General features: G+C 57.1%; 28 protein-coding genes. 6 read left to right on the forward strand and 22 right to left on the reverse strand.

Going from position 1 to position 24,787, the window contains the following annotated elements; all coding sequences use genetic code 11:
- The 10 genes from ACI94_RS02980 to ACI94_RS03025 all read right to left on the reverse strand — a co-directional run.
- Positions 1-644: roadblock/LC7 domain-containing protein (locus tag ACI94_RS02980; RefSeq protein WP_273258742.1), on the reverse strand; the 644-nt coding region annotated here is incomplete at its 3' end.
- A 4-nt stretch (positions 645-648) separates the two neighbouring features.
- A complete protein-coding gene (locus ACI94_RS02985) occupies positions 649-996 on the reverse strand; it encodes a roadblock/LC7 domain-containing protein (RefSeq protein ID WP_066954305.1) in 348 nt (115 codons plus the stop codon).
- A gap of 9 nt (positions 997-1,005) precedes the next feature.
- On the reverse strand, positions 1,006-2,373 hold the full coding sequence (locus ACI94_RS02990) for a Ni/Fe hydrogenase subunit alpha (protein ID WP_066954307.1): 1,368 nt from the start codon (positions 2,371-2,373) through the stop codon (positions 1,006-1,008).
- A complete protein-coding gene (locus ACI94_RS02995; protein WP_066954310.1) occupies positions 2,370-3,287 on the reverse strand; it encodes a F420-nonreducing hydrogenase in 918 nt (305 codons plus the stop codon). Before ACI94_RS02995 ends, ACI94_RS02990 begins: the two co-directional genes overlap by 4 nt.
- A gap of 9 nt (positions 3,288-3,296) precedes the next feature.
- Positions 3,297-3,860, reverse strand: coding sequence for a hydrocarbon binding protein (contains V4R domain) (locus ACI94_RS03000; protein WP_066954313.1), 564 nt, complete (start codon positions 3,858-3,860; stop codon positions 3,297-3,299).
- Positions 3,860-4,102, reverse strand: coding sequence for a ferredoxin family protein (locus ACI94_RS03005; protein WP_066954316.1), 243 nt, complete (start codon positions 4,100-4,102; stop codon positions 3,860-3,862). Before ACI94_RS03005 ends, ACI94_RS03000 begins: the two co-directional genes overlap by 1 nt.
- Positions 4,103-4,302: 200 nt before the next feature.
- Positions 4,303-5,088, reverse strand: a complete 786-nt coding sequence (minD, locus tag ACI94_RS03010) for a cell division ATPase MinD (protein ID WP_066954319.1) — start codon at positions 5,086-5,088, stop codon at positions 4,303-4,305.
- Positions 5,089-5,128: 40 nt separating this feature from the next.
- A complete protein-coding gene (locus tag ACI94_RS03015; protein WP_066954321.1) occupies positions 5,129-5,641 on the reverse strand; it encodes a hypothetical protein in 513 nt (170 codons plus the stop codon).
- Positions 5,642-5,666: 25 nt separating this feature from the next.
- On the reverse strand, positions 5,667-6,227 hold the full coding sequence (locus ACI94_RS03020; protein WP_224732752.1) for a hypothetical protein: 561 nt from the start codon (positions 6,225-6,227) through the stop codon (positions 5,667-5,669).
- A gap of 167 nt (positions 6,228-6,394) precedes the next feature.
- A complete protein-coding gene (locus tag ACI94_RS03025; RefSeq protein ID WP_066954327.1) occupies positions 6,395-6,874 on the reverse strand; it encodes a hydrogenase maturation protease in 480 nt (159 codons plus the stop codon).
- A gap of 98 nt (positions 6,875-6,972) precedes the next feature.
- Here ACI94_RS03025 and ACI94_RS03030 point away from each other — a divergent pair, with 98 nt between their 5' ends.
- The gene (locus ACI94_RS03030; protein ID WP_066954330.1) at positions 6,973-7,767 is read left to right on the forward strand and encodes a RimK family alpha-L-glutamate ligase; all 795 of its coding nucleotides are present in this window, start codon (positions 6,973-6,975) and stop codon (positions 7,765-7,767) included.
- A gap of 67 nt (positions 7,768-7,834) precedes the next feature.
- Here ACI94_RS03030 and ACI94_RS03035 read toward each other — a convergent pair whose 3' ends face one another.
- The 10 genes from ACI94_RS03035 to ACI94_RS03080 all read right to left on the reverse strand — a co-directional run bounded on the left by ACI94_RS03035 (position 7,835) and on the right by ACI94_RS03080 (position 15,760).
- On the reverse strand, positions 7,835-8,119 hold the full coding sequence (locus ACI94_RS03035; protein WP_286681083.1) for a UPF0058 family protein: 285 nt from the start codon (positions 8,117-8,119) through the stop codon (positions 7,835-7,837).
- A gap of 372 nt (positions 8,120-8,491) precedes the next feature.
- Complete coding sequence (gene dnaG / locus ACI94_RS03040; RefSeq protein ID WP_273258744.1) at positions 8,492-9,700, reverse strand: DNA primase DnaG; 1,209 nt, start codon at positions 9,698-9,700, stop codon at positions 8,492-8,494.
- Between the two features lie 246 nt (positions 9,701-9,946).
- The gene (locus ACI94_RS03045) at positions 9,947-10,264 is read right to left on the reverse strand and encodes a DUF167 domain-containing protein (protein WP_066954340.1); all 318 of its coding nucleotides are present in this window, start codon (positions 10,262-10,264) and stop codon (positions 9,947-9,949) included.
- Between the two features lie 200 nt (positions 10,265-10,464).
- Entirely contained in the window at positions 10,465-11,727 is a 1,263-nt protein-coding gene (pyrC, locus tag ACI94_RS03050) for a dihydroorotase (RefSeq protein ID WP_066954344.1), read from the reverse strand.
- A complete protein-coding gene (locus ACI94_RS03055; RefSeq protein WP_286681084.1) occupies positions 11,724-12,638 on the reverse strand; it encodes a DUF2156 domain-containing protein in 915 nt (304 codons plus the stop codon). The genes pyrC and ACI94_RS03055 overlap by 4 nt, the downstream gene beginning before the upstream one ends.
- Positions 12,639-12,645: 7 nt before the next feature.
- Positions 12,646-13,074 (reverse strand): GNAT family N-acetyltransferase, encoded by a 429-nt coding sequence (locus ACI94_RS03060; RefSeq protein ID WP_066954350.1) that lies wholly within the window; start codon positions 13,072-13,074, stop codon positions 12,646-12,648.
- 89 nt (positions 13,075-13,163) lie between these two features.
- Positions 13,164-14,174, reverse strand: coding sequence for a hydrogenase expression/formation protein HypE (hypE, locus tag ACI94_RS03065; RefSeq protein ID WP_286681085.1), 1,011 nt, complete (start codon positions 14,172-14,174; stop codon positions 13,164-13,166).
- Complete coding sequence (locus ACI94_RS03070) at positions 14,171-14,512, reverse strand: hydrogenase maturation nickel metallochaperone HypA (RefSeq protein WP_066954356.1); 342 nt, start codon at positions 14,510-14,512, stop codon at positions 14,171-14,173. The genes hypE and ACI94_RS03070 overlap by 4 nt, the downstream gene beginning before the upstream one ends.
- Positions 14,512-14,736, reverse strand: a complete 225-nt coding sequence (locus tag ACI94_RS03075) for a HypC/HybG/HupF family hydrogenase formation chaperone (protein ID WP_066954360.1) — start codon at positions 14,734-14,736, stop codon at positions 14,512-14,514. The genes ACI94_RS03070 and ACI94_RS03075 overlap by 1 nt, the downstream gene beginning before the upstream one ends.
- Before the next feature lie 394 nt (positions 14,737-15,130).
- Positions 15,131-15,760 (reverse strand): class I SAM-dependent methyltransferase, encoded by a 630-nt coding sequence (locus ACI94_RS03080; protein WP_066954364.1) that lies wholly within the window; start codon positions 15,758-15,760, stop codon positions 15,131-15,133.
- Positions 15,761-15,913: 153 nt separating this feature from the next.
- Here ACI94_RS03080 and ACI94_RS03085 point away from each other — a divergent pair, with 153 nt between their 5' ends.
- Positions 15,914-17,077 carry a hypothetical protein gene (locus tag ACI94_RS03085; RefSeq protein WP_153011837.1) on the forward strand — a complete coding sequence of 388 codons (1,164 nt, stop codon included), beginning with the start codon at positions 15,914-15,916 and terminating at the stop codon, positions 17,075-17,077.
- 103 nt (positions 17,078-17,180) lie between these two features.
- A complete protein-coding gene (locus ACI94_RS03090; RefSeq protein WP_066954371.1) occupies positions 17,181-18,266 on the forward strand; it encodes a hypothetical protein in 1,086 nt (361 codons plus the stop codon).
- A 5-nt stretch (positions 18,267-18,271) separates the two neighbouring features.
- On the opposite strand, the gene msrB is transcribed toward ACI94_RS03090, so the two are convergent.
- A complete protein-coding gene (gene msrB / locus ACI94_RS03095; protein WP_066954373.1) occupies positions 18,272-18,772 on the reverse strand; it encodes a peptide-methionine (R)-S-oxide reductase MsrB in 501 nt (166 codons plus the stop codon).
- 165 nt (positions 18,773-18,937) lie between these two features.
- Here msrB and ACI94_RS03100 point away from each other — a divergent pair, with 165 nt between their 5' ends.
- Positions 18,938-19,399 (forward strand): FxLYD domain-containing protein, encoded by a 462-nt coding sequence (locus ACI94_RS03100; protein WP_066954376.1) that lies wholly within the window; start codon positions 18,938-18,940, stop codon positions 19,397-19,399.
- Between the two features lie 56 nt (positions 19,400-19,455).
- Positions 19,456-20,127 carry a flavodoxin family protein gene (locus ACI94_RS03105; RefSeq protein WP_066954378.1) on the forward strand — a complete coding sequence of 224 codons (672 nt, stop codon included), beginning with the start codon at positions 19,456-19,458 and terminating at the stop codon, positions 20,125-20,127.
- A gap of 12 nt (positions 20,128-20,139) precedes the next feature.
- Here the strand turns inward: ACI94_RS03105 and ACI94_RS03110 are convergent, their stop codons facing one another.
- Positions 20,140-23,517 carry a HEAT repeat domain-containing protein gene (locus tag ACI94_RS03110; protein ID WP_286681086.1) on the reverse strand — a complete coding sequence of 1,126 codons (3,378 nt, stop codon included), beginning with the start codon at positions 23,515-23,517 and terminating at the stop codon, positions 20,140-20,142.
- 211 nt (positions 23,518-23,728) lie between these two features.
- Here ACI94_RS03110 and ACI94_RS03115 point away from each other — a divergent pair, with 211 nt between their 5' ends.
- Entirely contained in the window at positions 23,729-24,781 is a 1,053-nt protein-coding gene (locus ACI94_RS03115) for a hypothetical protein (RefSeq protein WP_066954383.1), read from the forward strand.
- Positions 24,782-24,787: the final 6 nt, after the last annotated feature.

Below are 24,787 nucleotides of genomic sequence, written 5' to 3' on the forward strand. Positions count from 1 at the left end.
ATCGAGAGCCGGATCAAGCCCAGGTTGGCGTCAGGCTCTGCGAGTATGCAGAGGGCAAGATCCCCGTAGGGTGCGATGATAAGTTTCCCTGCTGGGGTCTCAAGGATCATCTGCGATAGGTGCCCCATCTCCATATCGCCGGTTATCCGGGTGCCGGCCCGAAGCAAGTCCTCGGCGATCGCAGCCACCTGCTCAAAGTCGGCAGAGCCGAGCGACTGAAGGGGAAATCCCTCGTGAAAGACCGAGACGGCAACGACACCCGGCTGACGTGCGATCTGCTCAAGACCGTCCCTGCTCATCGGCCCGGAACCGGGAAGGGGCATGAGATCATTCCTGTTGACCATATACCCCATCTCTCGCGAGGTGGCCCGGGCAACCTCGATCTCTCTTGCGGTATACGCGATGAGTTCGTAATCAAGGGACGTCTGGCTGATCAGGTGCCTGTAGGCATCGTCTCCACCGAGCGACAGATCGCCGTCGGCGCTCTCAAATGCCGCCGCATACGGGTTTCCATCCTCTGTCAGGATAAAGCCGGTCCCGGAGGGGCCATCAATTCGCACCGCTCCCGTGAAGTGAGGATTGATGGAGGCAAGGGCCGAAAGAGGCCCTTGTATCCGCCCGAGTGAGACGCCATCGGGTAGCATCGTCTCACAGTGCAGCGATGATACGATCCTTATTCTTCTTCAGCTCGTATCGGATCCGCCCGACATTGACGTTCGCATTCGCCACGATGGCGATCAATTCGTCCTCAGTGAGCGGAGCGAGGAGGATGGGTCCGTTCTCCAGTTCGATGAGCATCTGGTGCATCTCCCCTTTGCCGAGTTCGTTGCTCATCGCTTCGGAAGTACCCATGCCGGTCGAGGCCATGGCGCCCAGGGCCTCGACATCCACGTCCCCGGCAACGACACTCTCGATCACAAAACCGTCCCGCCCAGCTACGACTGCGGCGGTAACGCCATCAAGTCTTAAGAATTCACTCAGGATCTGTTTTAACATTCTTTCACCTCACGTTCGTCTGACGCATTCGATCCGGAGAGGCATACGCCCGATCGCATGGGTTGCGCATGAGATACAGGGGTCATACGCCCTGATGATCATCTCGATGCGGTTTGCGGCTCCTTCGGTCAGTGCTCCGTTCTCCACCACCCGGCGTGCCATATCCTCCACACCGCGGTCGATCGCGTAGTTGTTCTGGCAGGTCGCTACAATGAGATTGCACCGCTCTATGATGCCGGCCTCGTTGACGGTATAGTCGTGGATCAGGGTCCCCCGTGGAGCCTCGATGATCCCGACGCCCCGCCTGTTCACGACCCCTCCTACCGGAGTCCGGGTATCCGATGCAGTGATACCGGGGTCCGAGAGCAGTTCCACCGCCCGCTCGCACGAAGCAACGAACTCAATGTAGCGAGCCAGATGATAGGCGAGCGCAGCCTGGGTGACGGCGCCAAACCGCTCACGATATTCTTTGAGGGCGGCATCAGCGTGCTCTGTGCCCATCCTCTCGACGATGTTGAGCCGGGCGAGCGGCCCGACCCGGTAGTAGTCACCGCCCTTGAACCGGGCGAACTTCAGGTACGACCAGTCCTCCGAATACTCCTCGATGAAGTTCGGATACTCCTCGCCGAAGAACGAACCGATCCTCCCCCCATCGGGCCCGAGCATCGCGACGGGCCCTTCGTAGGTTGAGTGAAGGCCGTGTTTGCTCATACCCATAAACCCGGTCCTGACAGCACCGATCTCCGTATCGACGCCGTCAAGGAGGGTGCGGGCGATATCCCAGCCTTCAAGGGCGATTTCGAGCGCCTCTTTAGCCATGCCAGCCAGTTCCGCCCTCTTGCCCTCGGTGAGCGGTGCCGACATCCCTCCTGGAATAGCATTTGCCGGGTGGATGGGCTTGCCGCCGACGCCCTCCGTCAGGCGCTGGCCGAACTTCCGGACCGCGATTGCCTTCTTCGCAAGTTCCGGCGACTGACGGGCCAGCCCGATGACGTTCCTGCTCTCCACCGGGGCGTCGTAGCCCAGGATGAAGTCCGGGGCGGCGAGCATGAAGAAGTGAAGCGCATGAGAGTGGACGAACTGGCCGATGTTGAGGAGCTCGCGGAGCTTCTTCCCGGTCGCGGGCGGCTCCACGCCGAAGATCTGATCGGTCGCTTTCGCCGCCGCCAGGTGATGCGCCGACGGGCATATGCCGCAGATGCGGGGGGTGATCCGGGGGGCCTCCTCGATTGCAGCGCCGATGAGGAACTTCTCAAACCCTCTGAGCTCGACGACCTGGAAGTGAGCCGAATCAACCTCTCCCTGGTCGTTGAGGAAGATCTTCACACCGGCGTGCCCCTCGATCCGGGTCACCGGGCTGATCGTGATCTCTTTCATACGCTCCTCTCCTTAACGAGGTCCCGTATCTTTGAGTTCTCTTTGTCCTCCATGATCAGGCTCCCGATGGTGAAGGCATACATCGTATGGGCAACATCGTAGAGTTCCTTCTCCACCTCTTTTGCAGGCTTATCGGTGAGATCCGATATCCTGCGCACCATCATGCTGTAGATATCCCGGCAGGGTTCGCGGAGAATATCGAGCGACGGTCCGTTGCACCCATGGCATGGGACGTTGTTCTTCGGGCACGCCGCGGAACACCTCCCGAAGGTGACGCTCCCTAGGCACAAGTAGCCCTGTCCGAGGAGACAGTGCTCGCGGTCGGGAATACCCTCGTGTCGCCGCGAAAGCTTCCAGCCCTCGACCGGCCCCATGATCCGGTCACACTCGGAGCAGACGGACTTGCGCGAGAGTTCAAGGGTGTCCCCCTTGATCATCGCCGGGATGATCTGCTTTAAGAAGGCCTCTTTTGGCGGGCAGCCCGTGATATAGTAGTCAACCTTCACGAGGTCGCCCACCGCAAACGCCCGGTAAAGGAACGGCGGCACATCCGTAGGGATAGCGCCGTTAGGTTTCACCGTATCCACACCCTGGTAGACGCAGGAGAAGAGGTCCTCGTTTGAGTTCAGCATTGAGAGACCCGATATGCCGCCATAGCAGGCGCAGGTCCCAAACGCCACCAGCGTCTTTGCCCGCCTCCGGATCCTCTCGAGGTGTTCCTGGTTCTCCGCGTTTCGGACAGCGCCGGTCACGAATGCTATGTCAATACCCTCAGGTGGCTCTTTTACATCCATGATCACCGGAGAGTAGACGATGTCAGCGTCCTTGACGATGTCAAGGAGCATCTCGTGGAGATCGAGCACTGCAATCGTGCATCCCGAGCAGCCTGCCAGCTCCTCAATAGCAATTTTCATCCTTCCACCTCATTTTAAAATCAGTTTCTTTAAGCAGGCATTCGGACCGGTATGAACGATCTCTAACTTGGCTCTCCTGCCGGTGATCTCCTCGATTGCGCCGACGACGTAGCCAAAGAGCGTCTGGCAGAGCGGACCGCCCTGATCGAGGCCGTTGCGCCGGAGAGTCTGGCGGACGATGCAGTCGTGGAAGACGAGATAGATGAACGTCTCTCCGTTCTCTTCGATGATGAACGTCTCCTTATCTTCGGGCTTCCAGATCTCAAAGGAGTACTGGCCCCGCAGCAGGTCGGAGAGTTCATGGAGCGCTCCCTCCACGTCATCGCGTTTCTGGAAGTACTTGGCCACCTCATGGCCGAACTTCTTCCCGGCACGATAGGTGACTGCGTTCGCTCCTCGCCCTGCGATCTCTTCCAGCGACCGGATCACAAGACCGTTGAGTTTCATCACGCCGTGAAGCGTCTGTTCCAGGTCCTTCGGCCGCGGCGAGCACTCAAGCGGGATCTCCTCGGCACGATAGACGAGATCGGAGTGAAAAGCCTCGTGCAGCTCATCGACGTAGCCTGCACTCATCAGATCACCTTCCGAAGCATCTCGCAGACTTTGATGTCGATATAGTGCCTTCGAGCCGGGTAGATGCCCCGATGCTCGAGTGCCTGGGCAGGGCAGATCTCGTGGCAGGACAGGCACCCCATACAGTTATTCGGCCTGACCGGAACACTCACATTGTTCAGGAGTTCGTACACATGCATCGGGCAATCTTTGACGCAAAGACCGCACCCGACGCATGCGTCCTTATCCACACGTATATCCATTTGTGCACCTCTGAAAGTGTGGTTATCGCTTCCGATATTAAAACATGGTTATATATGATTTATTCCATTTAGTAAACAAATTTTCCATGCAGAATATGTAATTTCATCAATTTTTATCGATTTTTTCTGATATTCAGTTCTGATAAAAATTTATTTCAAAATGATTGAACCGCTTCCCTGATACAGATGGAAGCGACTCGTTACTTCGCCCTAAAGAGAGCCCGGGCGAGCCGATCAACAAACCCCTCACGTGGCGCTGGCACCTCCTCTTCGACGTACTCAATGCCGGCGATATCGGCGGCGATCCGCTTGAAAGCCCGTGACGCATCAGAATTTGGATATTTCACCACGATCGGCGACCTGCCGGCCGAGGCACGTCGAACGTTTCCGTCTTCCGGTATGATCCCGATCACCCGTACACCGAGGAGTTTCTCCATCTGTGCACGATTGAATTCGTCCCCGCCCCCGGCGACCCGGTTGACGATCACTCCCTGGACGTGCCCACCGACAGTCTCGGTTAGGATCTTCGTCTTTAACGAGTCGACAATTGAGGAGATCTCGGGGTTTATAACGAGGATCACCCCGTCGGCGATCGTCAGCGGGATGACGCCGTCTCTGCTGATCCCCGCAGGAGCATCCAGGATGAGAACATCGAACTCACTCACGAGGTCGGTCATGACATCTTTTAGCCGGTCTGGATTTGATTGCTGAAAGCCCTGCAGAGAGAGGCCGCATGGGACCACCTTCACACCAAACGGCCCGTCGTAGATGGCATCTCTGATGCGTGCTTTTCCAGCCAGCACCTCGTGCAGAGTCACCGGCAGGTGCTCAAGTCCTAGAATGAGGCCGAGATTTGCCATCCCTACATCAGCATCCAGGATACATGTCCTCTTCCCATATTGGGCAAGCATCGGTCCCAGATTGGCTGTGACCGTCGTTTTGCCGGTCCCACCTTTACCGGACGCAATTGTATATACTTTTACCATAGAATCACTCGTTGGCTTTGAGTTCTCCAATTCTGATGACCTACACCCAGCGCTGTAAGGCGTCGCGGGCGTCTTGTTTGAGTGCGCTCATCAAATCGGCAGGGAGGCGCTCCGAAGGACGAGCGATCCCGATCACCTTCTCTCCCCGGTGTGGGATGTCAAAAAGTTCCGCTCCGGTCTCATCGCGAAGCGTTCCCTGCGTGTAAAGATAACTATACTGTGCGGCCTCGTCCTGTGCTCCAGACCTCGTTGAACCGATGAGGAGGCCGTCTGAGGTTGCCAGCGTTAAGGAGGCAAGGCGATACTTTTCACCGATCGCCCTCAGGTGTTCCTCCAGGCTTCCAATCGCCTTGGGATCGAACTCTTTTTGGGTCCGGGCGGGCGCTTGCGCCGGTTGCGCAAACGTCGCTTTACCACTTGCGGCGATTCTTTGTTGTTCGCCGGCGAGCGCCCGATCAATTCTTTGAAGGAAGTAAAGAATGCCGGCGAATCCAACTATCATCACTGCTGTAATGATCGTGAGGATTACCTGGATGATGCCTATCGGATCCATTCAGTCTTCATCTCCTGCCAAATCTTCATGTGTCTTTGTCCTGGATGAGGTGATCGAGGTGAATTTTCCGGAGAATATCCTTGCAGTTCACCCTGAAATCGCTGACGAGCTGGTCAATGTCTAGGCTCTCCATGTCCTGCATGAGCATGCTGATCTCATCGCTCTCAGGTTGAGGGTCCTTCGCCTCTTTTACGGGTTTTAATCCCGGCGTGGGGATACCGCGTCTCTCAACGAGCGGCTCCGGGCGACGTTTTGGCATGGAAGGCATATCAACTCTCCCTGGCCCCATCTGAGACTTCATCCTCACGGACCTGCCTTTAGACGGCGGGGTTTCCAGATCTTTACCGCTATCAGCGACTGCAAACGGTTTGTTGAACTCCAGAGCAAGTTGAATCTGCTCGGGTGTCAGGGTGTTCAATTCAGCCGCTGCTTCGCTATCTCCGTCCTCTAACGCCATATCAAGTGCATGCTGCCCTTTCAGGCCCCCGTATTCGGCAAGCACCACTTGACCTTCATTCAGCACCAGGATGAGACTCTTACTGCCAAGGACGATTGTGCAGATCCCGGTGAACCGTTCTGAGCCCATCTCTTCTATCAGGGCACGGGATTTCGTGGACTTGAGAAGACGATGGAACCGACCTCGTGGCAGTTGCATAAAGACTTCTTCAGCTCAGTGCTATTAATATATCATATTATTTATAGATTTCTATATTGTTATGATGTGTATATCGCTTATAGTTACATTTAAACGTATTAAGAAACGTTGTCTACCGGATCAGCCCAATCCCGCAGGATCATTTCTATCTCTTGCCTGGCAACCTCGATCGCTGCTTTGACTGCCTGGTCCATCTCCTGACTGAATGCGCGGATCTCGCCCACCTCAATCCCAACCACCACAATCTCTGCGACATACCCGAGTTCACGGGCTATTGCTACCACCTCTCCAATCCCGATATCATGGAGCGCGCATATCGGAAGATCCCAGGACGGCGGCACCTTGAGGACACGGACATCGCCAATATGGTCGCCGATACCCTGCATTGCATCGACAATCACGACCTTCTCGTATCCTTCCATCAGAGGGATCAAGCCCATTCCCCCGGATCCACCATCGATGGCGTCGATACCGGCAGCATCTCTCCCTTCAAAGTATTGCATCACCAGAATTCCTGCTCCGTCATCTCCCATGAAGGGGTTTCCACATCCTATGATGGCAATCCGGTTCTTTTTCATAATCTTCGCCCCTATCGATTATATCCAGTAAGGTTCAAAATGATACTGAAGAGACCTTTGACTGTGAGCTGTGGTCCCGGGAGCAGGATGTGAAGCGTATGATCCACATCGTACCAAAACCGACCGATACGCCGGAAGATAACTCGACCGGTGCTGTTATGCGGGAACTGGAGAAAGCCGGTGCGCGATACCGTGTCCTCAATCTCGACGCAATCGATCCCCTTGATACGGGGATTCAGGACGAACTTATATGGGTCTGCGGAATCCGCCAGGATGGTCACCAATTCGAGACGCTAAACGTGCTCTCGCTCGATAATCGCGTGGTCAACACGCCCGAGAGTATTGTTACCTGCGCATCGAAGGTGATGACGTCTGCCCTTCTTCTGCGCCATGGGATAAGAACGCCGGAGACCGCATACATACGCTCGGAGGAACAGGCGCAAAAATTCCTTCTGCGGCATGGAAAAGTGGTGTATAAGCCGGTTTATGGGTATGACGGGAATGGGATCCGGCTCGTGACGACGCCGGACGATCTCGGGCCGGGGCCCTGGTATTTACAGGAGTACATTCCCAATGACCGGGACTTCCGCGTTTTTGTCCTCGGGGGAGAGGCCGTTGGCGCAATAACCAGGGTATCCGATAGCCTGACGCACAATATTCACCAGGGCGGGATCGGCACACCTGTTCCGATCGATGAGGAGATGCGCACCGTTGCTGAGGCTTCGGCATCGGCAATCGGGATTGACTACTGTGGTGTTGATCTGCTGCGGGACAGGGAGGGCTATACGGTTCTTGAAGTGAACGGGACGCCGAACTGGCACTGCATGGCCGCACCCATCCCGAGCCTGCTCGCCGCGTACCTCATCCAATGTGAGCGCACGATGCGGGCCTGAGGAGAGCAGGGAAGGGGAAGACCCCTACCCAAACTTCGCAGCGGCACCACGTGGGTACCGGAAACTCTTACTGGAGATACTCGATCTCTTTGAGAGTCTTCTCTGCAAGTTCCTTCATCCGGGCAGAGATCCTCCCGGATGACGAGAACTCCACATCCTTCATGGCGTTCGCAAGTTCCGTTCCGAGCACGAATATTGCATATTTATGTTCCATTTTGCTTTTATGCACCTGAGACGGCTCAATCTTCAGCGCATAATACTGCGAGAATTTTAACTCTGGATTCGTCATCTCAAAAAAATCCTTAATCTCTGTAAGAATCCCATGTAAGGCTATTAACTCATCCTTGTGCATATTCTCTCCCGGAAATAAAAATAGTGAATATAAACATATATAAATTTGCACCCCAGATAATCCCAGTCTGATATATAGATCTATCTATTCGCTTCCTCCACGAGGATCTTCAAGGTAAACAGAGACACTCGGGGGTATGCTCTCGATGGACAGGGGAGGCATCGGTCTTGCCCCCAACAGATACGTTCCATCAACTGGGCAGCATCGCGCAATCGGCTGCAACCTGCCGCGTGAACATTTCAAAAAATATGTGGCCGGTATCCGGCGCGTCAGCAGTCATCTTGGGCACGGCACAATAAGATGAGGGGCTTGTTATGAACTTTGGAATGCCGTGCCGTCACCGGGTCCGGATCCCGGTTTTGGCGAAGTCCTTCACCCGATCTTTATAAGCCTGATGGAGAGTGGGCGTTTTATAATCCCTTTAAAGTCCCGGGCCGCCACAAACTCAAGGTTTTTCCCTCCGATCTGATCCAGAAGTTTCTGATCGACAATACGATCGACGATCAGCCCCTCAACATCGCCATTTATGGTCTGAAGTGCGCCTTCAAGGTCGGCTGCCTTTGATTCTTGAAGGATGGTATAATCTGGTGAGAGGAAACGCGCGATCTTTTTGTCCCGCACATCGGCCATATGTTCACCGAGTGTCGAGGGCGGTTTACGGCCCCCTTCACCCGTATCTTTCTGCTGCTCTGCGGAGATCTCGTCCTCCATCAACTCAGAGACTGGGGCGGGCAACCGCTCTGCCGCCCCCTCGCTGAGGGTATGCTCGGCGATGACCTCCACGGGCACCTTGTTCCTGAGCGCCTTGACAATCTCCTTGCGGCTCATCTCCTCGACGCTCTTCCCCCGTGGGCAGTATGCTACAAAATCGATCTCAGCGACCTGAAGAAGCTCGCGCAGGATCAATTCGCCGCCTCGATCGCCATCAAGCAGGGCCGTCGCAGTCTTCTGTGAGCAAAGATCGATGATGATGCGCGGGATGTTGGTGCCCTCGACCGCAACTGCATTCTTGATACCGTAGCGGAGCAGGTTGATGACATCGGCCCGCCCCTCAACAAGGATGATGGCATCGGATTCCATGACGTTTGGGCCAGCATGCACCCGTTCCTCACCGAGGTACTCGAGTTTCTCTATTCTGATGACCTCCCTGACCTCATCCAGCAGGTCATCACTGTTGATGGTGCCCTCATCAAAGTCCTCAAGGAGGAGTTCTTTCGCACGTTCAACGATCTTGCGCCGTTTAGTCACACGGATATCCTCGATCCGGTCGACTTTGACGTGTGCAGTACATGGCCCGACCCGGTCAATCATCTCAAGTGAAGCGGCAAGGAGAGCTGTCTCGGCTCGGTCGAGCGATGATGAGATGAGTATCTCACCTTTTGTCTCACCTCTTCTTGTAGTGATCTGGACGTCGATCCTGCCGACACGTCCGGTTCTTTGTAAATCACGCAGATCGAGGTCTTCGCCGAGCAAACCCTCAGTCTGGCCGAAGATGGCGCCCACTACGTCAGGTTTGTCGACCACCCCCTCAATCTGCAGAGTAAGATGAATAAGATACTTCGTGGTTTCGGATGAATACATGGGAATGTTGCCCCTTTCGTGTAAGTCTGATCGCCATACGCCGTGCAGATATACTATGCGCGGGCATAGGGGGTCAATTATATATCTAGGGTTCAATTACTTAAACCAGATGGCATCACAAGCATAAGATATTTCCAAGGCAAAAGCCAATGTGAGTGCCTATATGTCCGATTTTCGAAAATCTTTCCCATTATAAATTCTTAAAGAGTGCCTACCCCAATATAGGTCGGATTTTTGCCTGTAGGGTCAGGGATTGGAAGCGGAAAGGATTTTGAGGATACGAGATCGCGGTATGCCAGCAATGGCCACAGTCTTTGATGAGGATGTATGCCCCGCAATTATGCTCACATCAGTGCGAGGGACGCCGAATGTCTCTGCTACGAGGTCGATGATAGCACGGTTCGCCTTCCCGCCGACGGCAGGGGCTGTCACCTGGCAGCGGATGCTCTTCCTCCATTCATTATAACCTGCTGGAAAAGACTGTTTTTTTGCGCCAGCCGTAACATCGAGAGCTATAGTCACGCCATGCGCGGTTTCCGTAACGGCGTCGGCATAGGGATCCATAAGAAAAGACCTCCTGAAATCAGGAATGTCGCCTGACACTAACGATCCCGGATCACAGGCGGCGTTATGCCGATCCTCACCCAATCGTACCCATATGCCAGGCGTGCCTGTCGCGCACCTGGGTTGTCCCATGGATCATATCTGGCATCTCGCCAAGCAGTCACCCGGGGACCTATAAGGTGCGCATTATCGGCTTTATATTATTTATTATTCAGAGATGAAAATCCTTTCCCGGGATACCAGATCGGGCACGCCTCGCCGTATTCTCCGTGGGCATAGGCCTGCGTGCCCCGAATGATCACCACCTCCGGAAAGATCGCACCAAACCCCTCAAACGGCGACCAGCCGCACTTTGAGTGCAGAGCTGAAGGATCAATACGTACGACTTCGTCCGGGTAGAGGGCAAAGTCCGCCCGGTCGCCCGGCTCAAACCCTGCGCGCGGTATGCCGAGGATCTCGGCAGGCCGCCACGATGTCTTCTCGATCACGGAGGAGAGAGTGATCTCTCCCCGGTGCACCGCCGCCATCAAGAGTGGCACCATCGTCTCGACCCCGGGGATGCCGGAAGGCGCGGTATCGAACGGCAACGCCTTCTCCTGGAGCGTGTGTGGGGCATGATCCGAAGCGACGACGTCGATCATATCCCAGCAAGACCAGAGGTCGCGCCTGGTCCTCTCGTCACGGAGGGGCGGATTCACCCGGGCATGGGTCTCGTCCTCATCAAACATCTCGTGCGAGAGGAAGAGATGGTGGGGTGTCGCCTCGACTGTCCCGCGTGCGGCCCTGACTGAAGCGGCGGTGCTTAAGTGGCAGAAGTGGAGCCGCATTCCAGCAGGAGCGAGAGCCTGGACGGCCTGGACGGCGCGTGCTTCCCCGGCTCCGGAACGGGCACTGTCGTGATCGGCGAGCGTTCTTGGGGCCGTGCCGGAGACCTCCTCGGCATGAACCGTGGCAAGCCCCCCGAGAGCCTGAATGCGGCAGAACAACTCCCGGAGGGTCTCCGGGTCGAGTCCCTCGCCGTAACTTGACGGAGCAGCAAAAGTCTCCCCAAACGCCATCGCACCGGCGCTCCACATCCCGGCAAGGTCGGCGCCAGCGACGACGCCTGCATTCACCGCAAACCCACAGAGAGCTTCGCTCTCCGCCTCACGGATACGGGCCGCAAGAATCTCGGGCGTGGTGATGGGCGGGACGGTGTTTGGCTGGTCGACGACGACCGTCACCCCCCCGGCGACCGCACTCGCCGTGCCGGTCCGCCAGCCCTCCTTCCCGGCCTGGACCCCGCCCCGCATGTGGACGTGCATATCGACCGCTCCGGGAAGGCAGGTATACCCGCTGCAGTCGATCGTCTCGTCGGCATGCACCGGTGCGCCGACGTGCCGGACAACCCCGTCTGAAATGGCAATATCAGCCTCGCGGCCCGATGGGAGCCGCACGTTCCGGAGAACTATATCTGCGTTCACCTGCAGTACGCCTCCAGGTCTTTGCGGGTCACGTAGTGCACTTCTACCATGTAGGCCGGGTGGTAGCGCGTCTTTGATTCTCGAAGTCCGGGCACGCCCATATCGCACTCCCGGTTGACATAGCGATAGCGGTCCCGGAGCCCTGCTGCCGTCTCGGTCATGATGATCTTGTAGATGTCGCGGTAGGTCTCGGGAAGCGCCTTTTCGAAGTGAACGACCGCCATGGACTCGTTGACCGGGCCGACTATCGATATCGCCCCGATGGTACCTCCAATCCTTATGATCCATCCCTCAAGTCCTATGGCAAAGAAGTTGTTGACCGCAAAAAGGATGGCATCCTTCTCGTAAGCGAGGATGGGTTCGGAGTCGCAGTCCCGCCACTCGCACCAGACGACCAGGAACTCCCAGACCTCGTTGATGTTCTCTTTGGTGATCTTTTCTACCGTGTATTCATACTCCCGCTCGAACCGATGAACCTGGCGTCGGATGGTGGCGTAGGGTTTCCCTGCAAGTTCCGCGAGGTCTTCGGTTCGGTAGATATAATCAAAGTAGTCCCGGCTCTCGTGCAGGGGGAGATCCGGATAGAGTTCCCTAAGCCACTCCTCGTTTGCCGGATCGAGGATGAACAGCGGTATCTCACCGCCCTCCCTGAGCGCGAGGTCTATGACGTCCTCGAGCAGTTCCGGATCCCGCGGCCCGATCGGCATCCGAAACCTCGTAACGTTCTCGATGGTGCTGGAGAGGACGATGGCGCCCCCGGTTTCTATGTATCGGTAGTCCGCATAGTGGTTCCAGCAGACCATATTTGCAAACGTGTTGTCGCTGTGCACCTGGGGGAACCGCCGGTAGTGCTCATCGAAGAAGTCGCGATCATCCAGGCTCACGGGTTTGAAGTCGGCAAATCTCAGCATATCTCACCTATTCTTGAGGATACCATCTCATGGGTACGTGATCCTCCATTCTCCGGAACCCGAGCTCGGTATAGAATGCCTCGGTCCCTGGTTCGGCGATAAGGCCGACCCAGGTGACACCTGCAGACTTACAGTAATTGAGCAACGTTGATAAGATCATCGTCCCGATGCCCCGGCCCCGGTAGCCAGGGAGGACGACGAGATCTTGAACGTAGCCGTCCGAGACCCCATCGGAGATCACCCTGCCCATGCCGACCGCCCTCCCTGCGGCAGAATCGATTGCGACGGCAAATGCGAAACTCCCGGCGATGAGATCCCGAAGTCCTGCAGGGTCCCACGCTTCGTTCCACCAGCCGCCTGCACGATAGAGATCGGCGATCGTCTCCACGTCCCAGACATCCACGAGGCGCACCTCGATGTCTGTTTCCTCCATCATTACACATGCCTCTCCATAGGACTGTGCTTATAGCACCGATTGTATATGACTGCAAGGGGTTTTGGGAATTTAAAAAAAGTATGGCACTACTAGCAGACACGTGGGACCGGGTCGCCGATCGGCGGTTCGATAAACCGTTCCCCNNGAAACCGTTCCCCGCCGATCTCGGTTCGCATGATAACATGGGAGCCTTCGACGACCTCACCGATGATTGCCGCGTCCCGTCCGTAGGGGTGCTTCCGGATAGCCGCAAGGACCGCTTCGGCATCGTCGGGTGCGACCCCCATGACGACCTTGCCTTCGTTTGCCACCTCAAGGGGGTCGATCCCGAGCATCCCGGCGGCACTTCGGACACTCGCCCGGAGGGGGAGGGCTTCCTGCTCGATGATGACCCCCACTCCGCTCTTTCTCGCCATCTCGTTGATGGCGTTCGCAAATCCGCCTCTCGTCGGATCTTTCATGGCATGAATATCGCCGGCGGCGAGCGCCTGCTCGACAAGCGGCCAGAGTGGGGCGACGTCGGAGCGGATCTGATCGCCGAAGTCGAACCCTTCACGGTGTGCCATGATGGCGATTCCGTGGTCGCCGATGGTGCCGCTGACCAGGATCTTGTCGCCGACCCTAAGGCCGTTATCCCGCACCACCCGCTCGGCAACGCCTATGCCGGCGGTGTTGATGACGATGGTATCAAGCGCACTCCGCTCGAGCACCTTGGTATCCCCCGTGACGAGGTTTGCCCCGCACTCTTCAAGAGTGGCGTCCATCGATGCGACGATGCGTTCGAGGTCGGCGACATCGAAGCCTTCGGGGATGACCATGCCGCATGAGAGGGCGATCGGTCGTCCACCCATCATCGCGAGGTCGTTGATGGTTCCACAGACGGCGATACGTCCGATATCCCCTCCAGGGAAAAAGATTGGAGAGACCACATGATTATCGGTCGTAAAGACGATATTTTGACCGTTGAGCGGGATGACCGCACCGTCGTCAAGCGATTCAAGACCTATTCCGCCAGCGTTGTTGTGCTTAAGGTTGGTGATGACGCGCAAAAGCTCGCCCATCACCTCACCTCCCGCACCATGCATGAGGTTGACTTTCATTCTTCGTCCACTTCTATCTCGATATTGGTGACTACAATCTCCATTCCTGCAACGATTTCCGGGAGTTTACCGCACTGAGGGCAGACAAACCGCTCATCTCCTTCATAGCCGCAGGAGCAGCGTGTGCGCGCTTCAACCTCTCGGCACGAGAGTCGTGCGTTCGCAAAGAGCGGGTCGTCCTCGATGATGACGTTAAAGAGGAACTCAACCTGTTCGGGGTTTACCATCGCCATCTTGCCGACATCCACCGAGACGCACTTCACCTCTTTTGCCTTATTCTCGATCGCAGCCCGGCGGGCCGTCGCGTAGATGTCGTAGGCGATGCTGTACTCGTGCATCACTCCTCCATCGCAGCATAAACCTGCTTGAAGAGCTCACGGGTCTCAAGCCCTTCCTCTCTGCTGAGCCGCTGGATGGCAAATCCGACGTGGACGAGCACGAACTCCCCCACCTTTACATCAACGAGGTCGAGCCGGACCTCCTGCTGCAGGTCGCCGAAGTCGACGACGCCGATGTTCCCCTCCTTTATCTCCAGGACCTCAGCGGGCATTGCAATACACATGACCTTTCTCCCTCATCTGATCTTTCGCCTGAACATCAAAAAAGGTTGACCATACTGCAGGGAGGAATCCGGGAGCAGCTGCATCGACCGGCGCGGCTCGCCATTCCTCCGTATTCAGTATGTATAGGTCGATTTAGGCGGGTGAAATAGATGTCTGCCTCAGATTTCAGGGTTTGTGGGGTTTGAGGCAGGGCCGACCTTGTTTTGCTCCTTCTAATGTTTCTGTCCGGTGTATCTATGTCGGATGTGGTTGCCAGGTTGATCTTCCCGGGCAAAACGCGCTGAATAGATTGGGGTGCGGTCTGTGGTTGGTGGAGTTGAAATCCTCATCAGAGTACTACAAGGCTGCGCGGTCCGGGTTTCACGCGTCACTGATCTTTTGTAAACGAAAAATTCAGATTACCTCTCCCTTCCGGAACACCGCCTCGATCTCCGCCCGGGGGAGATCCCTGCCTCTGATCCGCATCGTCCAGCGGTGCGTCCGGACCGAGACCGGGGTGAGCGATGCGAAGAGTTCCGCCGCCTCGGTCTCGGTGAAGTAATGGGTGATGATGCCGTCACCCCGCTGGAAAGTCTGCGGCTCTACCTCCACACCCTTCCCGGCGCGCATGTCCTCAACGGAGAACTCCCGAAAGAACGCCGTGCCACCGGGCCTGAGCACCCGGCAGACCTCGGATGCAATGGCTCTCCGACCCGATTCGGTCAGGTGGCCGACGATATGAACCAGGAAGACCGCATCAAATGACTCCCGGGAGAACGGCAGACACTCTGCGTCTGCAAGCACGAAATTGACTCCCGCGGTGCCGGGATGCCGTTTGGCTAGATTGATGGCATGGGGGGAGATGTCGACCGCAGTCACGTTCGGGGAGCGCCGGGTAAGGGCTGCAAGGGTCTTGCCGTTCCCGCATCCAAGTTCCAGGACGGCAGTATCGGCAGGGATGTCCGGGAGCGGCCCCGGTGCACCGCCCCAGAGAGCCCGGCGCTTTCGGTAGTCCTCGTCCCAAGCCGATGAATGAGTAGACACCTCTCAGAGATCGGCGCTGCTCCGGGATAATGGTTGGTACGGGCGTGATAAGGTCTTTGGAACGCCCAAAATCCGGGGCGTTGGATTTCGAAGAAGTTTTCTCCCTGGAAAGTGAAGATCCAAGTTACTGTGGACTTCCCGGACGCCGTTTCGATGATACTGGCCCTCCTGTTCTTCACCGCCTTCCTGCTCATTCCCTCCCCGGTGGTATCAGATGCCACCGGTTTGGGTACATCCGATCCCGGGCAAACGCAGCAGGCACCCTCCCGGGACCTCTCCTCCATCTTCACCGGAGTTGAGGAGCGGTTCCGGGACGGCCACTTCCTGAACCCCACACCCGTTTCAGTGCCGGGGGCAGCCGGATCGACCGTCACCCCGGACGGGAATGAGACCGCTCTGCGGACCGAGAAGATCACGCCGCCCGTCCCGAAATACGATGACGATGAGCTTATGCAGCTGGTCGAAGAGAGCAGCGCATCACTGCTGCTCTCCCTGCAGAACTCCTACGCCCTCTACGTCTGGGATGAGAGTCTGGTAAAAGAGAGCGCTGCAGAACTCCGGACATTCGCAACGAGCCTTCTTGAAGAGGTGGAGGCATTAGATGTCTCTGGCAAATGCGATGTTCTGAAAACTTCATTCATCCGTGCTCTCGAGTCATATCGAACGGCAGGCACGGTACTCCGGGGAAACACTCCCCTCAACAGCACAATGGTGGATATTGCCCTCGACGCGAACAGAATGGGATCACATCACCTTCGTGAGGCTTTTGAATACCTGCAATGCCCTGTGCAAAGGGTCCCGGAAGAGATCGTGGCTATCGATCTCTCTTCGTCCCTGCTGTATGCCAAACCCGGAATCAGGGATGAACTGGAGCTCATGCAACGGTACGTCTATATGGATCGTAGCCGCGCAAACGAGATCTCCCTGATGCTGGAGTCTGTAAAGAGAATCGACACCATTTATTACCTCGATGGGAGTGGCAATAAGATTGAGGCAGAACCCGGAAGAATGTTCCTGCTCGTTAAGGTGAGGGTCACAAACCTGGGTCATATAGGGGAGGGTAGAATGTACAGGATACAAACCCCGGATCTTCGCGATTTTGCTCTCCAGTATCGCGGGACAACGTACTCTCCGATGAAACTACCAACGAGGACGTCGCTTGGCGAGTCATATGCAACGGTGACGCTGGACCGGTATAAGGTTAAAACTGGATACATTGTTTTCGATGTTCCAGAGGCGCTCACGCTTGATGAATGCTCAATCCAGGTGAAACTCCCCGACGCATCACCTGTCTGGGCACTCGGGAAGACCCCATAACCTTTTCCTACGTCGATTCCTTCCGCCGGCTAGGGAATGGCGCCTCCGGCGTTTAGGATTTTCATCGCAACAAATAACCATTTAACAGGAGATATTTTAGCCAATGACGATGAGAGGCTCTCAAAGACCGTTACTGCCTGTAGCCAGTCTTGCCGGGGTGATCCTCTTCATCGTTCTCATCTTTCCCGGAGCATACACGTTCTCCTTCCTCGATCTGTCGGTGGAGGGAGGTAACGATCCCGGGAACACGTTGGTTGTCAGGTCAGGGCCGGACAGCAATACGACCTGTCCCTCCGAACTCACGGATGACGAGAAGCTGGAGTCGTTGATCGCCAGAGCCAGTATACCCCTCCTGGAGGTCTCTGTAGAGTCAATCTATTCTATGTATAGATCTGACGACATGGCAGTCAGGAATCTGGCAACCGAAATATCTTCGCTTGTGGACAGTTATCGTGCCGAGGCTGCGACCCTCGATGCTTCCCCCGCTATGGCTCCCTCATACGAGCATTTTACCGCTGCACTCGACGAGTTTTCTAGAGCCGGCATCCTGCTTAATGGGAATAGACCCCTGAGCCAGAGCATGGCGGACGATGCACTGCGTCACCTTGGCCTCGGGATCGAACGCCTGTCACAAGCCATGCAGGACTGCAATCGCTCTCATATCGAACATTCAAAGGCCCCTGTCGATATGATGAGTCTCGCCGCAGAGCCTGCTTCTTTGTTCTCCGACGCTCTTTCGATCGGTGAACGGTACCGTTACGACGATCAGCGAGGTGAAAACGCCATCTCGCTGATCGTCGGTCCGATAACGTGGTCGAAGGCTTTTCAGACCACCGGCACCAAACCGGTCCAGTATGTTGCTGGGAGCGGGAAAGCATACCTCCTGGTCGCTGTTGAGGTGACGCACCTTGGCCATAAGGGGAACGGTGCGAACACACGTATTCAGACGCCAGGGGAGAGTGCATTCGTCCTCCACTATGCCGGTGAGACATATCACCCATTGAAAGCGCCCGGATCGACCACCCGAGGAGGGTCATACTCCAGAGTCATGCTCGATAGGCACGAGTCTGTGGGAGGATACCTCTTCTTCGAGGTGCCGGATGGCCTTGACCCGGCCCGCGCGTATCTCCAGGTCAATATTGGCGGAGAGAGCGTCGTCTGGAATCTGGGCAGGGTATCATTACCTTGATTCCATCATGGCAGGCCCGTTCCTTTTCCCCCTTGCAGGTCCTTCTGCGGTATGAACCTGAGTGCCGCTGAATTCATGCAGTAGCGCTGGTACGTCGGCGGTGGCCCGTCGTCAAAGACATGGCCCAGGTGGGCGTCGCACCGTCTGCAGAGCACCTCGGTTCTGCTCATGAAGAACCGGGTATCAAGGTCCGTCTTGATATTCAGGTCCGAGACAGGCTTCCAGAAGCTTGGCCAGCCGGTCCCCGATTCAAACTTCGTCTCCGAGGAGAAGAGGTGATTGCCGCAACAGACGCAGACGTACAGACCCTTCTCCTTGCAGTCCCAGTACCTCCCGGTGAAGGCGGTCTCTGTTCCTCCTTTCCGCGCAACAGAGAACTCTTCCGGCGTCAACTGGCGTCGCCACTCCTCGTCGGACTTGACGACCCTCTCGACCTCCTCCACCTCTTTCGTTATAGCGTTGCAGACCTTCACGGTCCCGACGGTTTCTGCAACATCTCCGTTCATCACGAACTCCTCCGTTCCCGGCCACCTTATCCGGAGAGCATGTATATCTATCCCTCGGTCCGCCCGGGAGGGGGGCAGGTACTACTCAACCGCATGTCCGGATCCCGTTTCCTGACCCAAATACGCTTCCGAATTTGTTATATAGGCTCCGGTCGATGAACCATCATGCAGGATGCGTCTTTCACGAGAAAGATCTGCAAGAGTCTCCTGCTTCTTGCCTGCCTCATAGGCGCTGTTGCCGTATCAGGCTGCACAGAGACGCCTGGAGAACTGGTGACGCCGACATTGGAATCTACGCCGGCTTCCCATGCCACCTACTCGCCCTCCGGACCGCAACCGTCATTCACAGCCTCCGTCACGGCACCCGAGAGGCATTACCGCACCGACACGTCCTGCTACTGGGTCGCGACGGGGACGGTGACCAACACCGGTGATGCGGCCGCAAGAAACGTCGTCATCCGGTTCATGCTCATCGACGACGAGAACGAGATGATCCGGTCGACCGAGACCATCTTCGTCCCCCGGTTCCAGGCGGGCGAAACGAAGATATTCACAACCAATCCACTCTCCGGCGACTGTGATCGGCAGTATCGCGCCGAGATCGTGGTCACACACGACATCCCCTAGGCTACGGGCAACGGGGATTAATATCGGCAGTAGAACATTATGACCGAGGAAGAGACATGAAGATTCTAGCCATTAATGGAAGTCCGCGAGGTCCGCGGAGTCAGACGCTCCGGCTTGTCCGTGCAGTCCTCGACGGGGCGGAGAGTGCCGGGGCCGATGTTGAACTCGTGGATGTCTGCAAACTCCAGATCGAGTACTGCAATGGGTGCCTGGTCTGTTGCGAGAGGGGAGAGTGCGTCAAGGAAGACGATTTCATCGAGTTGTACCAGAAGATGCTTGAGAGCGATGGGATTGTGCTCGGGTCGCCCAACTACATCGACTCCGTCACGGCTCAGATAAAGACGCTGCTCGATCGGATGGCAGACGCCATTCACTGCCAGATGTTCATCGGTAAGTACGGGTGTGCCGTCGCCACGGCGGGCGGATCGAAAGCGGATGAGATTGTGACCTACCTCAACGGGGTCCTCCAGACGCTGGGTGCTAATACCGTCGGCGGCGTTGCGGTGGTCCTCGGGGGAGACCCGGAGGCGGCCATGGCGCCAGCGGAGGAGGAAGCCCGCAAACTTGGCGCGAAACTCGTACATGCCATCGCGAATAAGGAGACCTATCCAGAGCAGGAGAGACTCCACGCCGAGATGATCGAACGGATGCGGGCTCTTATTATGGCAAACAAGGACCGCTGGCATCACGAGTACAACTACTGGAAGGCAGCAGGGCGGATACCCTAGGGTATCCGCCGTTCACCGACGAATCTTTTCTAGGATCCGTTGCAGTCCCTCGCGCACCTCGGGGCGCGCCTCTTCGATCGCACGGGTAATCGCCGGGATCGCCGTATCGCCCATCTCGACCAGCCCCCGCTCGGCCCGCATCCTAACCACGAGGGCGTCATCTGCAAGTGCCTGGATGAGGGGAGAGACCGCTCCCTCTCCCCCAATCCGGGATATGGTCTTGACGACGTTCATCCGTATCTCGATAGATGGGTTGGAGAGGGCTTCAACCAGTATCGGGAGCGCATCAGGGCCGATCTGCCCCACCTCTGCCCACCGATCCCGGGCCATAAGGAAGAGTGTCTTTTCTACGTTGGTCTTCGGTTCCCAGCCCACCGATTCCAGTGCTTCCGCAACCCCTGCCCGAAGCGCCTCGTCCGTTGAGCGGAGCGCCCCCACCAGGTGATCCCGCACAGTTCCATCGGGGTCGTTCAGGGCCTCGAGCGCAGCGTACCGGACCCGGTCGTCCACATCACACAACGCCAGGATTAACGGTTCAATGGTCCGCTTGTCCCCGATATAGCCAAGCGACCTGGCGGCGGCAATCTGTACCACCTCGTCGCTATCCCGCAACGCCCGGGCCAGCGGTTCTATCGCCTCCTCGCTCCCTATATAGCCCAGCGCCTCCGCCACAGCTGCCCGGACCATGCTGTCCGGTTCTCGCTGCAGTGATCTGCTCAGAACTCCAATAGCCCGTTTATCCCCGATATTACCCAGGTTACGGGCAGCAACGATCCGGATGAACCGGTCCGGATCATTCATGGCGGCCATGAGCGGTTCGACCGCGGCCTCCCGCATCTCGCCGAGCACCCCGGCGGCAGCAGCCTGGATCTCAGGGTCGCCATCTTTGAGGGCCATAATCAGCCCTTCAACCGCCGGACGCCCCATCTCGATGAGCCGGGTGGCGGCAGAAACCTGCACCTCCACTGAACCATCTTTGAGTGCAACGATGAGTGTATGGACGTCCTGCCGGACCTCATTATCGGGGGTTTTACGCCATACGTCCGTCCCCCGTCGCCTCGTGAGCGCGGCAGCCGCTTTATCAGCGACGTCTCGATCTCTGTCGCGCAGGGCATACTCCAGTGCCTCGTCAGCCTCGGCGGTGCCGATCAGCGCGAGCGCATCAATCGCTGCAAGGCGCCCTTCTTTCTCACCCGTCCTCAGAATTGCGGAGAGCGGTTCAACTGCAGGTTGCCCAAATCCTGCCAGGGTCCGGGCGGCAATCACACCAACCTCGTGGGCAGGATCCTCCAGATGTCTGACGAGGAGGGGTATCGATCTTGGATCCCCAACAATCCCGAGGGCTTTTACCGCCGTCACCCGGACTTTTGGTGCGGGATTCTCCAGTGCCGCATCCAGTGGGCCAAGCGCAGCATGACCGAACGCCGCAACTGCTGCGGCTGCAGCAGACCGAACTTCAGGATACCCATCGTGGAAGAGGCCTATCAGTGGAAGAATTGTACGTGCGTCCCCGGCCTGCCCGAGCGCGCCGGCGGCGGCGATGCGAACGTCCCGATCGGCGTCGTTTAAGATCAACAGCAGGGCATCGACGCTGCTATCGCCACCGATCTCACCGAGGCCCTCAGCTGCGGCGATCCGCACTCCGGGGTGCGGATCGGAGAGAGCCTGGATGAGGAACCCGACCGCCGGCTCCCCGATGCTCCGTAGCGCCGCAATCGCTGCAGCCCGGATCTCTTCATTGTCGCTTTGCAAGGCGCGGAGATACCGTTCAAGCGATGCCTCCTCCACGACCGGTGCCCGGGGTTCCGGCGATTCTGCACAAGGAGTGAGGTCCGGCGGAATTTCATCTTTCGGTTTTTCTGGAGCGGGGGTCTCCTTTTCCGTATACTCTTTCTCATTGCCCGCCTGTTTGTCGTTGCCGGCCGGGATAATCTGGTCCAGTGGAGCCGGCTTTCGCCGGTCAAGCTGTCTCTTCACACTGGTCCATGCCTCATCACCCTTCTGGCTCTCTTTCAGGAGGCTCTCGATATCCTCACCATCGGGGGGTTGCTGGGGGACAGGTTTCGGCACGGTCCCTCCCTTGTTGAGGATGGGCTGCATCGGTTCGTTCTGTTCCGGTGATGGGGATTTTCGGCGGAGAGGCCGGGTGGGGGCCTGAACTGCCTTTCCGAAGTGGTCCTCAATCCGCTTCCGGGCGGCAAGCCCTTCTTTGAGTTCCCGGTCGTAATCGGAAGACTTCTCCTGTGCCGGTCTCGCCCGTGCATTCTCTTCCCGACGCGACTGAATATACTCCAGTGCAATCTCTGCCTGTTCCCGGACCCTGGGATTTCCTGAACGCACTGCCGCGTTCAGGGCATCGAGTGCAGGCTGACCCAGTCGCCGCAGCGCCTCGCTAGCACCGGTGCGGACGCCGGAATACTCGACCTGCAGAGCACTAATGAGCGGCGCAATTGCCGGTCTCCCCATCCGGACAAGTTCGTTCCACTGCTCTCTGGCAATCAGATAATTAGCTCTCTCCAGATCGTTCTGCGGAATCCAGTCCAACCGCTCAAGTCCCCATGCAGCTTCCATCCGCACCGGGTGACTGGGGTCGCTGAGGGCCTCAACCAGGTGTGGTTTCGCCCGGTCATCACCAATCTCACCGAGCGCCTCTATGACCCGTGTACGGACATCCGCCTCCGGATCGTCTGCCGCCCTGACAAGTGCCGGAATAGCCCGGGGGTCACGAATCTTTCCCAGCGTCCGCGCCGACTCGCTCCGTATCCGGGGATCCTTACTGTTGAGGCCCTTAATGAGAACCGGAACCGCTGCCCCCTGGAGTTTTGCGAGTTCCGTCCAGTCTTCCAGGAGGTAGTAATACTGCACCTTCTCCTGGGGGTCATTAGGCACCCAACCGAGTGCGGCGAGCGAACTTGCGGCCTCTTTCCGGACGGAATGGTTACGATCCTGAAGCCTCCGGACAAGGTGCGGAATGGCCTTTTTGCCTGTCCCCCGGAGGGCAATCACGGCAGCAGTCCGGGTTGTCGATTCTTCGCTATGCAGTGATGAGAGCAGAGCGCTAAAGTACTCGCCGTCCGTCGCTGCGATTGCGCGGACAAAGGATGCCTGTAAGGCAGGACTTGCCCGGACAATCAGTGCGAGGATCAGTGGAATTGAGGATGTGCCGATCGAGACAAGAGCCTCTGCCATCCGAACCCGTGATACGGGGGCGGCATTCTCCAGTGCTCCAAGCAGATTGGGGATAATTGAGGGGCCGAGTGCAGAGAGGGTTCTCGCCGCATCGGCGCGGCTACCAGGATCGTCATCATCCAGGGCCAGAATTAGCCCAGAATAATCCTTCTCCTGCCGAATCTTCTTGATGCCTACTCGGAACCTGTCAAAAAATGCCATGTCTCTCTCGTATCCGCAAATGGTGTTTAGAGTATTCAGTTTGTATGGATCTCTTTGAATTCAAATTATATCTACCATCCAACCCCAATAAAATTTCCATTTCATGTCTATCGACGCATTGTTGCGGCGAACGATTTTGCTCCCCTGACTGAGACTCATCCATGGCCTGATCCGAATCTTTATCCCGATGAGACTGGTATACGGGGCCTCTATGGTTAGGCTGGATATCACGAGACTGCCGGGAATTGTGCAGGAACTTGCGCCAGAGATGGAAGAACTGGTTTTGCGAATCTACTCCTGGTACGTCGAACCCGGGTACCTCGTTCTCCCTGACGCGATGCAGGATTGGGTGCGCGAGAAGTATGGCGATATTGAGATGCAACAGATTGTTCGGGTGACCAACAACCAGACAGATGAGAGCACGCTGTTTAATTCTATTCGAGCGCGTCGTCCTGTACTGACTCCAAAGACCGAGGAGACGCGCGATCTGCAGGATCTTGCAGATGGAGGGCCGTTTTCAAACCCGCTTGAGGGGACGCCGGCCGATACGTTCGGCCGAATCGAAGGCGATCACTGGATTACGGCAAGCAACATCGCAAAGTACGACTATCTTCACGCTATCATCATCGCGAAGGAAAGCGACCTCTACATCACCACAGAGGCGCAGGTAACTGACATGATCAATGTGGCCATCCGGTGGTGCCAGGAGGCGCACCGCACAAATCCTAAAGCTATCCATCCCTTTCTCATCTGGAACTTCCTCTGGCGTGCGGGGGCAAGTATCGTACATAACCATGCCCAGATCCTGCTCACTCACCGCCCGTATACCACTCCGGCGCGGATCGAGAAGACCCGGGAGCAGTACCGGTGCCGCTACGGGAGCGAGTATTACGACGACCTCTTTGCGGCACATACAGCGATCGGGCTCGGGCTTGTCTACAAAAACGCCCGGGTTATGGCACACCTCACCCCGAGGAAGGAGCATGAGGTCATGATCATCGCCAAGTTGCCGCACGACCTTGCCCCCGCGCTCGCAAAGGTGCTTGAGAGTTACCGAAACATGGGGGTGCAGAGTTACAACGCGGCGGTGTATATGCCCCCGCTTGAAGAGCAGGGGTATCACGTTGCTTGGGTGGTCGATAGGGGCGATCTCCAATCCCGGACATCGGATATTGGTGGTATGGAACTCTATGCAGGAACTCCCGTCGTCGCGTCGGATCCATTCCGGTTGATGGAGCACCTTGCAGCCGTCATGCAACCGTGAGCGGAC

This window comes from Methanoculleus sp. DTU007, from assembly GCF_001512385.1.
Classification (GTDB): domain Archaea; phylum Halobacteriota; class Methanomicrobia; order Methanomicrobiales; family Methanoculleaceae; genus Methanoculleus; species Methanoculleus thermophilus.

Bases quoted from the DNA above. Each gene is read 5' to 3' on its own strand.
- ACI94_RS03070 (WP_066954356.1), bottom strand. From the start codon at position 14,512: ATGCACGAGTACAGCATCGCCTACGACATCTACGCGACGGCCCGCCGG.
- ACI94_RS03060 (WP_066954350.1), bottom strand. From the start codon at position 13,074: ATGATGGAGGAAACAGACATCGAGGTGCGCCTCGTGGATGTCTGGGAC.
- ACI94_RS03035 (WP_286681083.1), bottom strand. From the start codon at position 8,119: ATGCACAAGGATGAGTTAATAGCCTTACATGGGATTCTTACAGAGATT.
- ACI94_RS03000 (WP_066954313.1), bottom strand. From the start codon at position 3,860: ATGAGTGCAGGCTACGTCGATGAGCTGCACGAGGCTTTTCACTCCGAT.
- ACI94_RS03110 (WP_286681086.1), bottom strand. From the start codon at position 23,517: ATGGCATTTTTTGACAGGTTCCGAGTAGGCATCAAGAAGATTCGGCAG.
- ACI94_RS02990 (WP_066954307.1), bottom strand. From the start codon at position 2,373: ATGAAAGAGATCACGATCAGCCCGGTGACCCGGATCGAGGGGCACGCC.
- ACI94_RS03025 (WP_066954327.1), bottom strand. From the start codon at position 6,874: ATGAAAAAGAACCGGATTGCCATCATAGGATGTGGAAACCCCTTCATG.
- dnaG (WP_273258744.1), bottom strand. From the start codon at position 9,700: ATGTATTCATCCGAAACCACGAAGTATCTTATTCATCTTACTCTGCAG.
- ACI94_RS03090 (WP_066954371.1), top strand. From the start codon at position 17,181: ATGACGATGAGAGGCTCTCAAAGACCGTTACTGCCTGTAGCCAGTCTT.
- ACI94_RS03030 (WP_066954330.1), top strand. From the start codon at position 6,973: ATGATCCACATCGTACCAAAACCGACCGATACGCCGGAAGATAACTCG.
- ACI94_RS03075 (WP_066954360.1), bottom strand. From the start codon at position 14,736: ATGTGTATTGCAATGCCCGCTGAGGTCCTGGAGATAAAGGAGGGGAAC.
- ACI94_RS03005 (WP_066954316.1), bottom strand. From the start codon at position 4,102: ATGGATATACGTGTGGATAAGGACGCATGCGTCGGGTGCGGTCTTTGC.
- ACI94_RS03085 (WP_153011837.1), top strand. From the start codon at position 15,914: ATGATACTGGCCCTCCTGTTCTTCACCGCCTTCCTGCTCATTCCCTCC.
- ACI94_RS03045 (WP_066954340.1), bottom strand. From the start codon at position 10,264: ATGGATCCCTATGCCGACGCCGTTACGGAAACCGCGCATGGCGTGACT.
- ACI94_RS02995 (WP_066954310.1), bottom strand. From the start codon at position 3,287: ATGAAAATTGCTATTGAGGAGCTGGCAGGCTGCTCGGGATGCACGATT.
- ACI94_RS03020 (WP_224732752.1), bottom strand. From the start codon at position 6,227: ATGGGCTCAGAACGGTTCACCGGGATCTGCACAATCGTCCTTGGCAGT.
- ACI94_RS03055 (WP_286681084.1), bottom strand. From the start codon at position 12,638: ATGCTGAGATTTGCCGACTTCAAACCCGTGAGCCTGGATGATCGCGAC.
- msrB (WP_066954373.1), bottom strand. From the start codon at position 18,772: ATGAACGGAGATGTTGCAGAAACCGTCGGGACCGTGAAGGTCTGCAAC.
- ACI94_RS02985 (WP_066954305.1), bottom strand. From the start codon at position 996: ATGTTAAAACAGATCCTGAGTGAATTCTTAAGACTTGATGGCGTTACC.
- ACI94_RS03015 (WP_066954321.1), bottom strand. From the start codon at position 5,641: ATGGATCCGATAGGCATCATCCAGGTAATCCTCACGATCATTACAGCA.
- ACI94_RS03105 (WP_066954378.1), top strand. From the start codon at position 19,456: ATGAAGATTCTAGCCATTAATGGAAGTCCGCGAGGTCCGCGGAGTCAG.
- minD (WP_066954319.1), bottom strand. From the start codon at position 5,088: ATGGTAAAAGTATATACAATTGCGTCCGGTAAAGGTGGGACCGGCAAA.
- ACI94_RS03100 (WP_066954376.1), top strand. From the start codon at position 18,938: ATGCAGGATGCGTCTTTCACGAGAAAGATCTGCAAGAGTCTCCTGCTT.
- ACI94_RS03115 (WP_066954383.1), top strand. From the start codon at position 23,729: ATGGTTAGGCTGGATATCACGAGACTGCCGGGAATTGTGCAGGAACTT.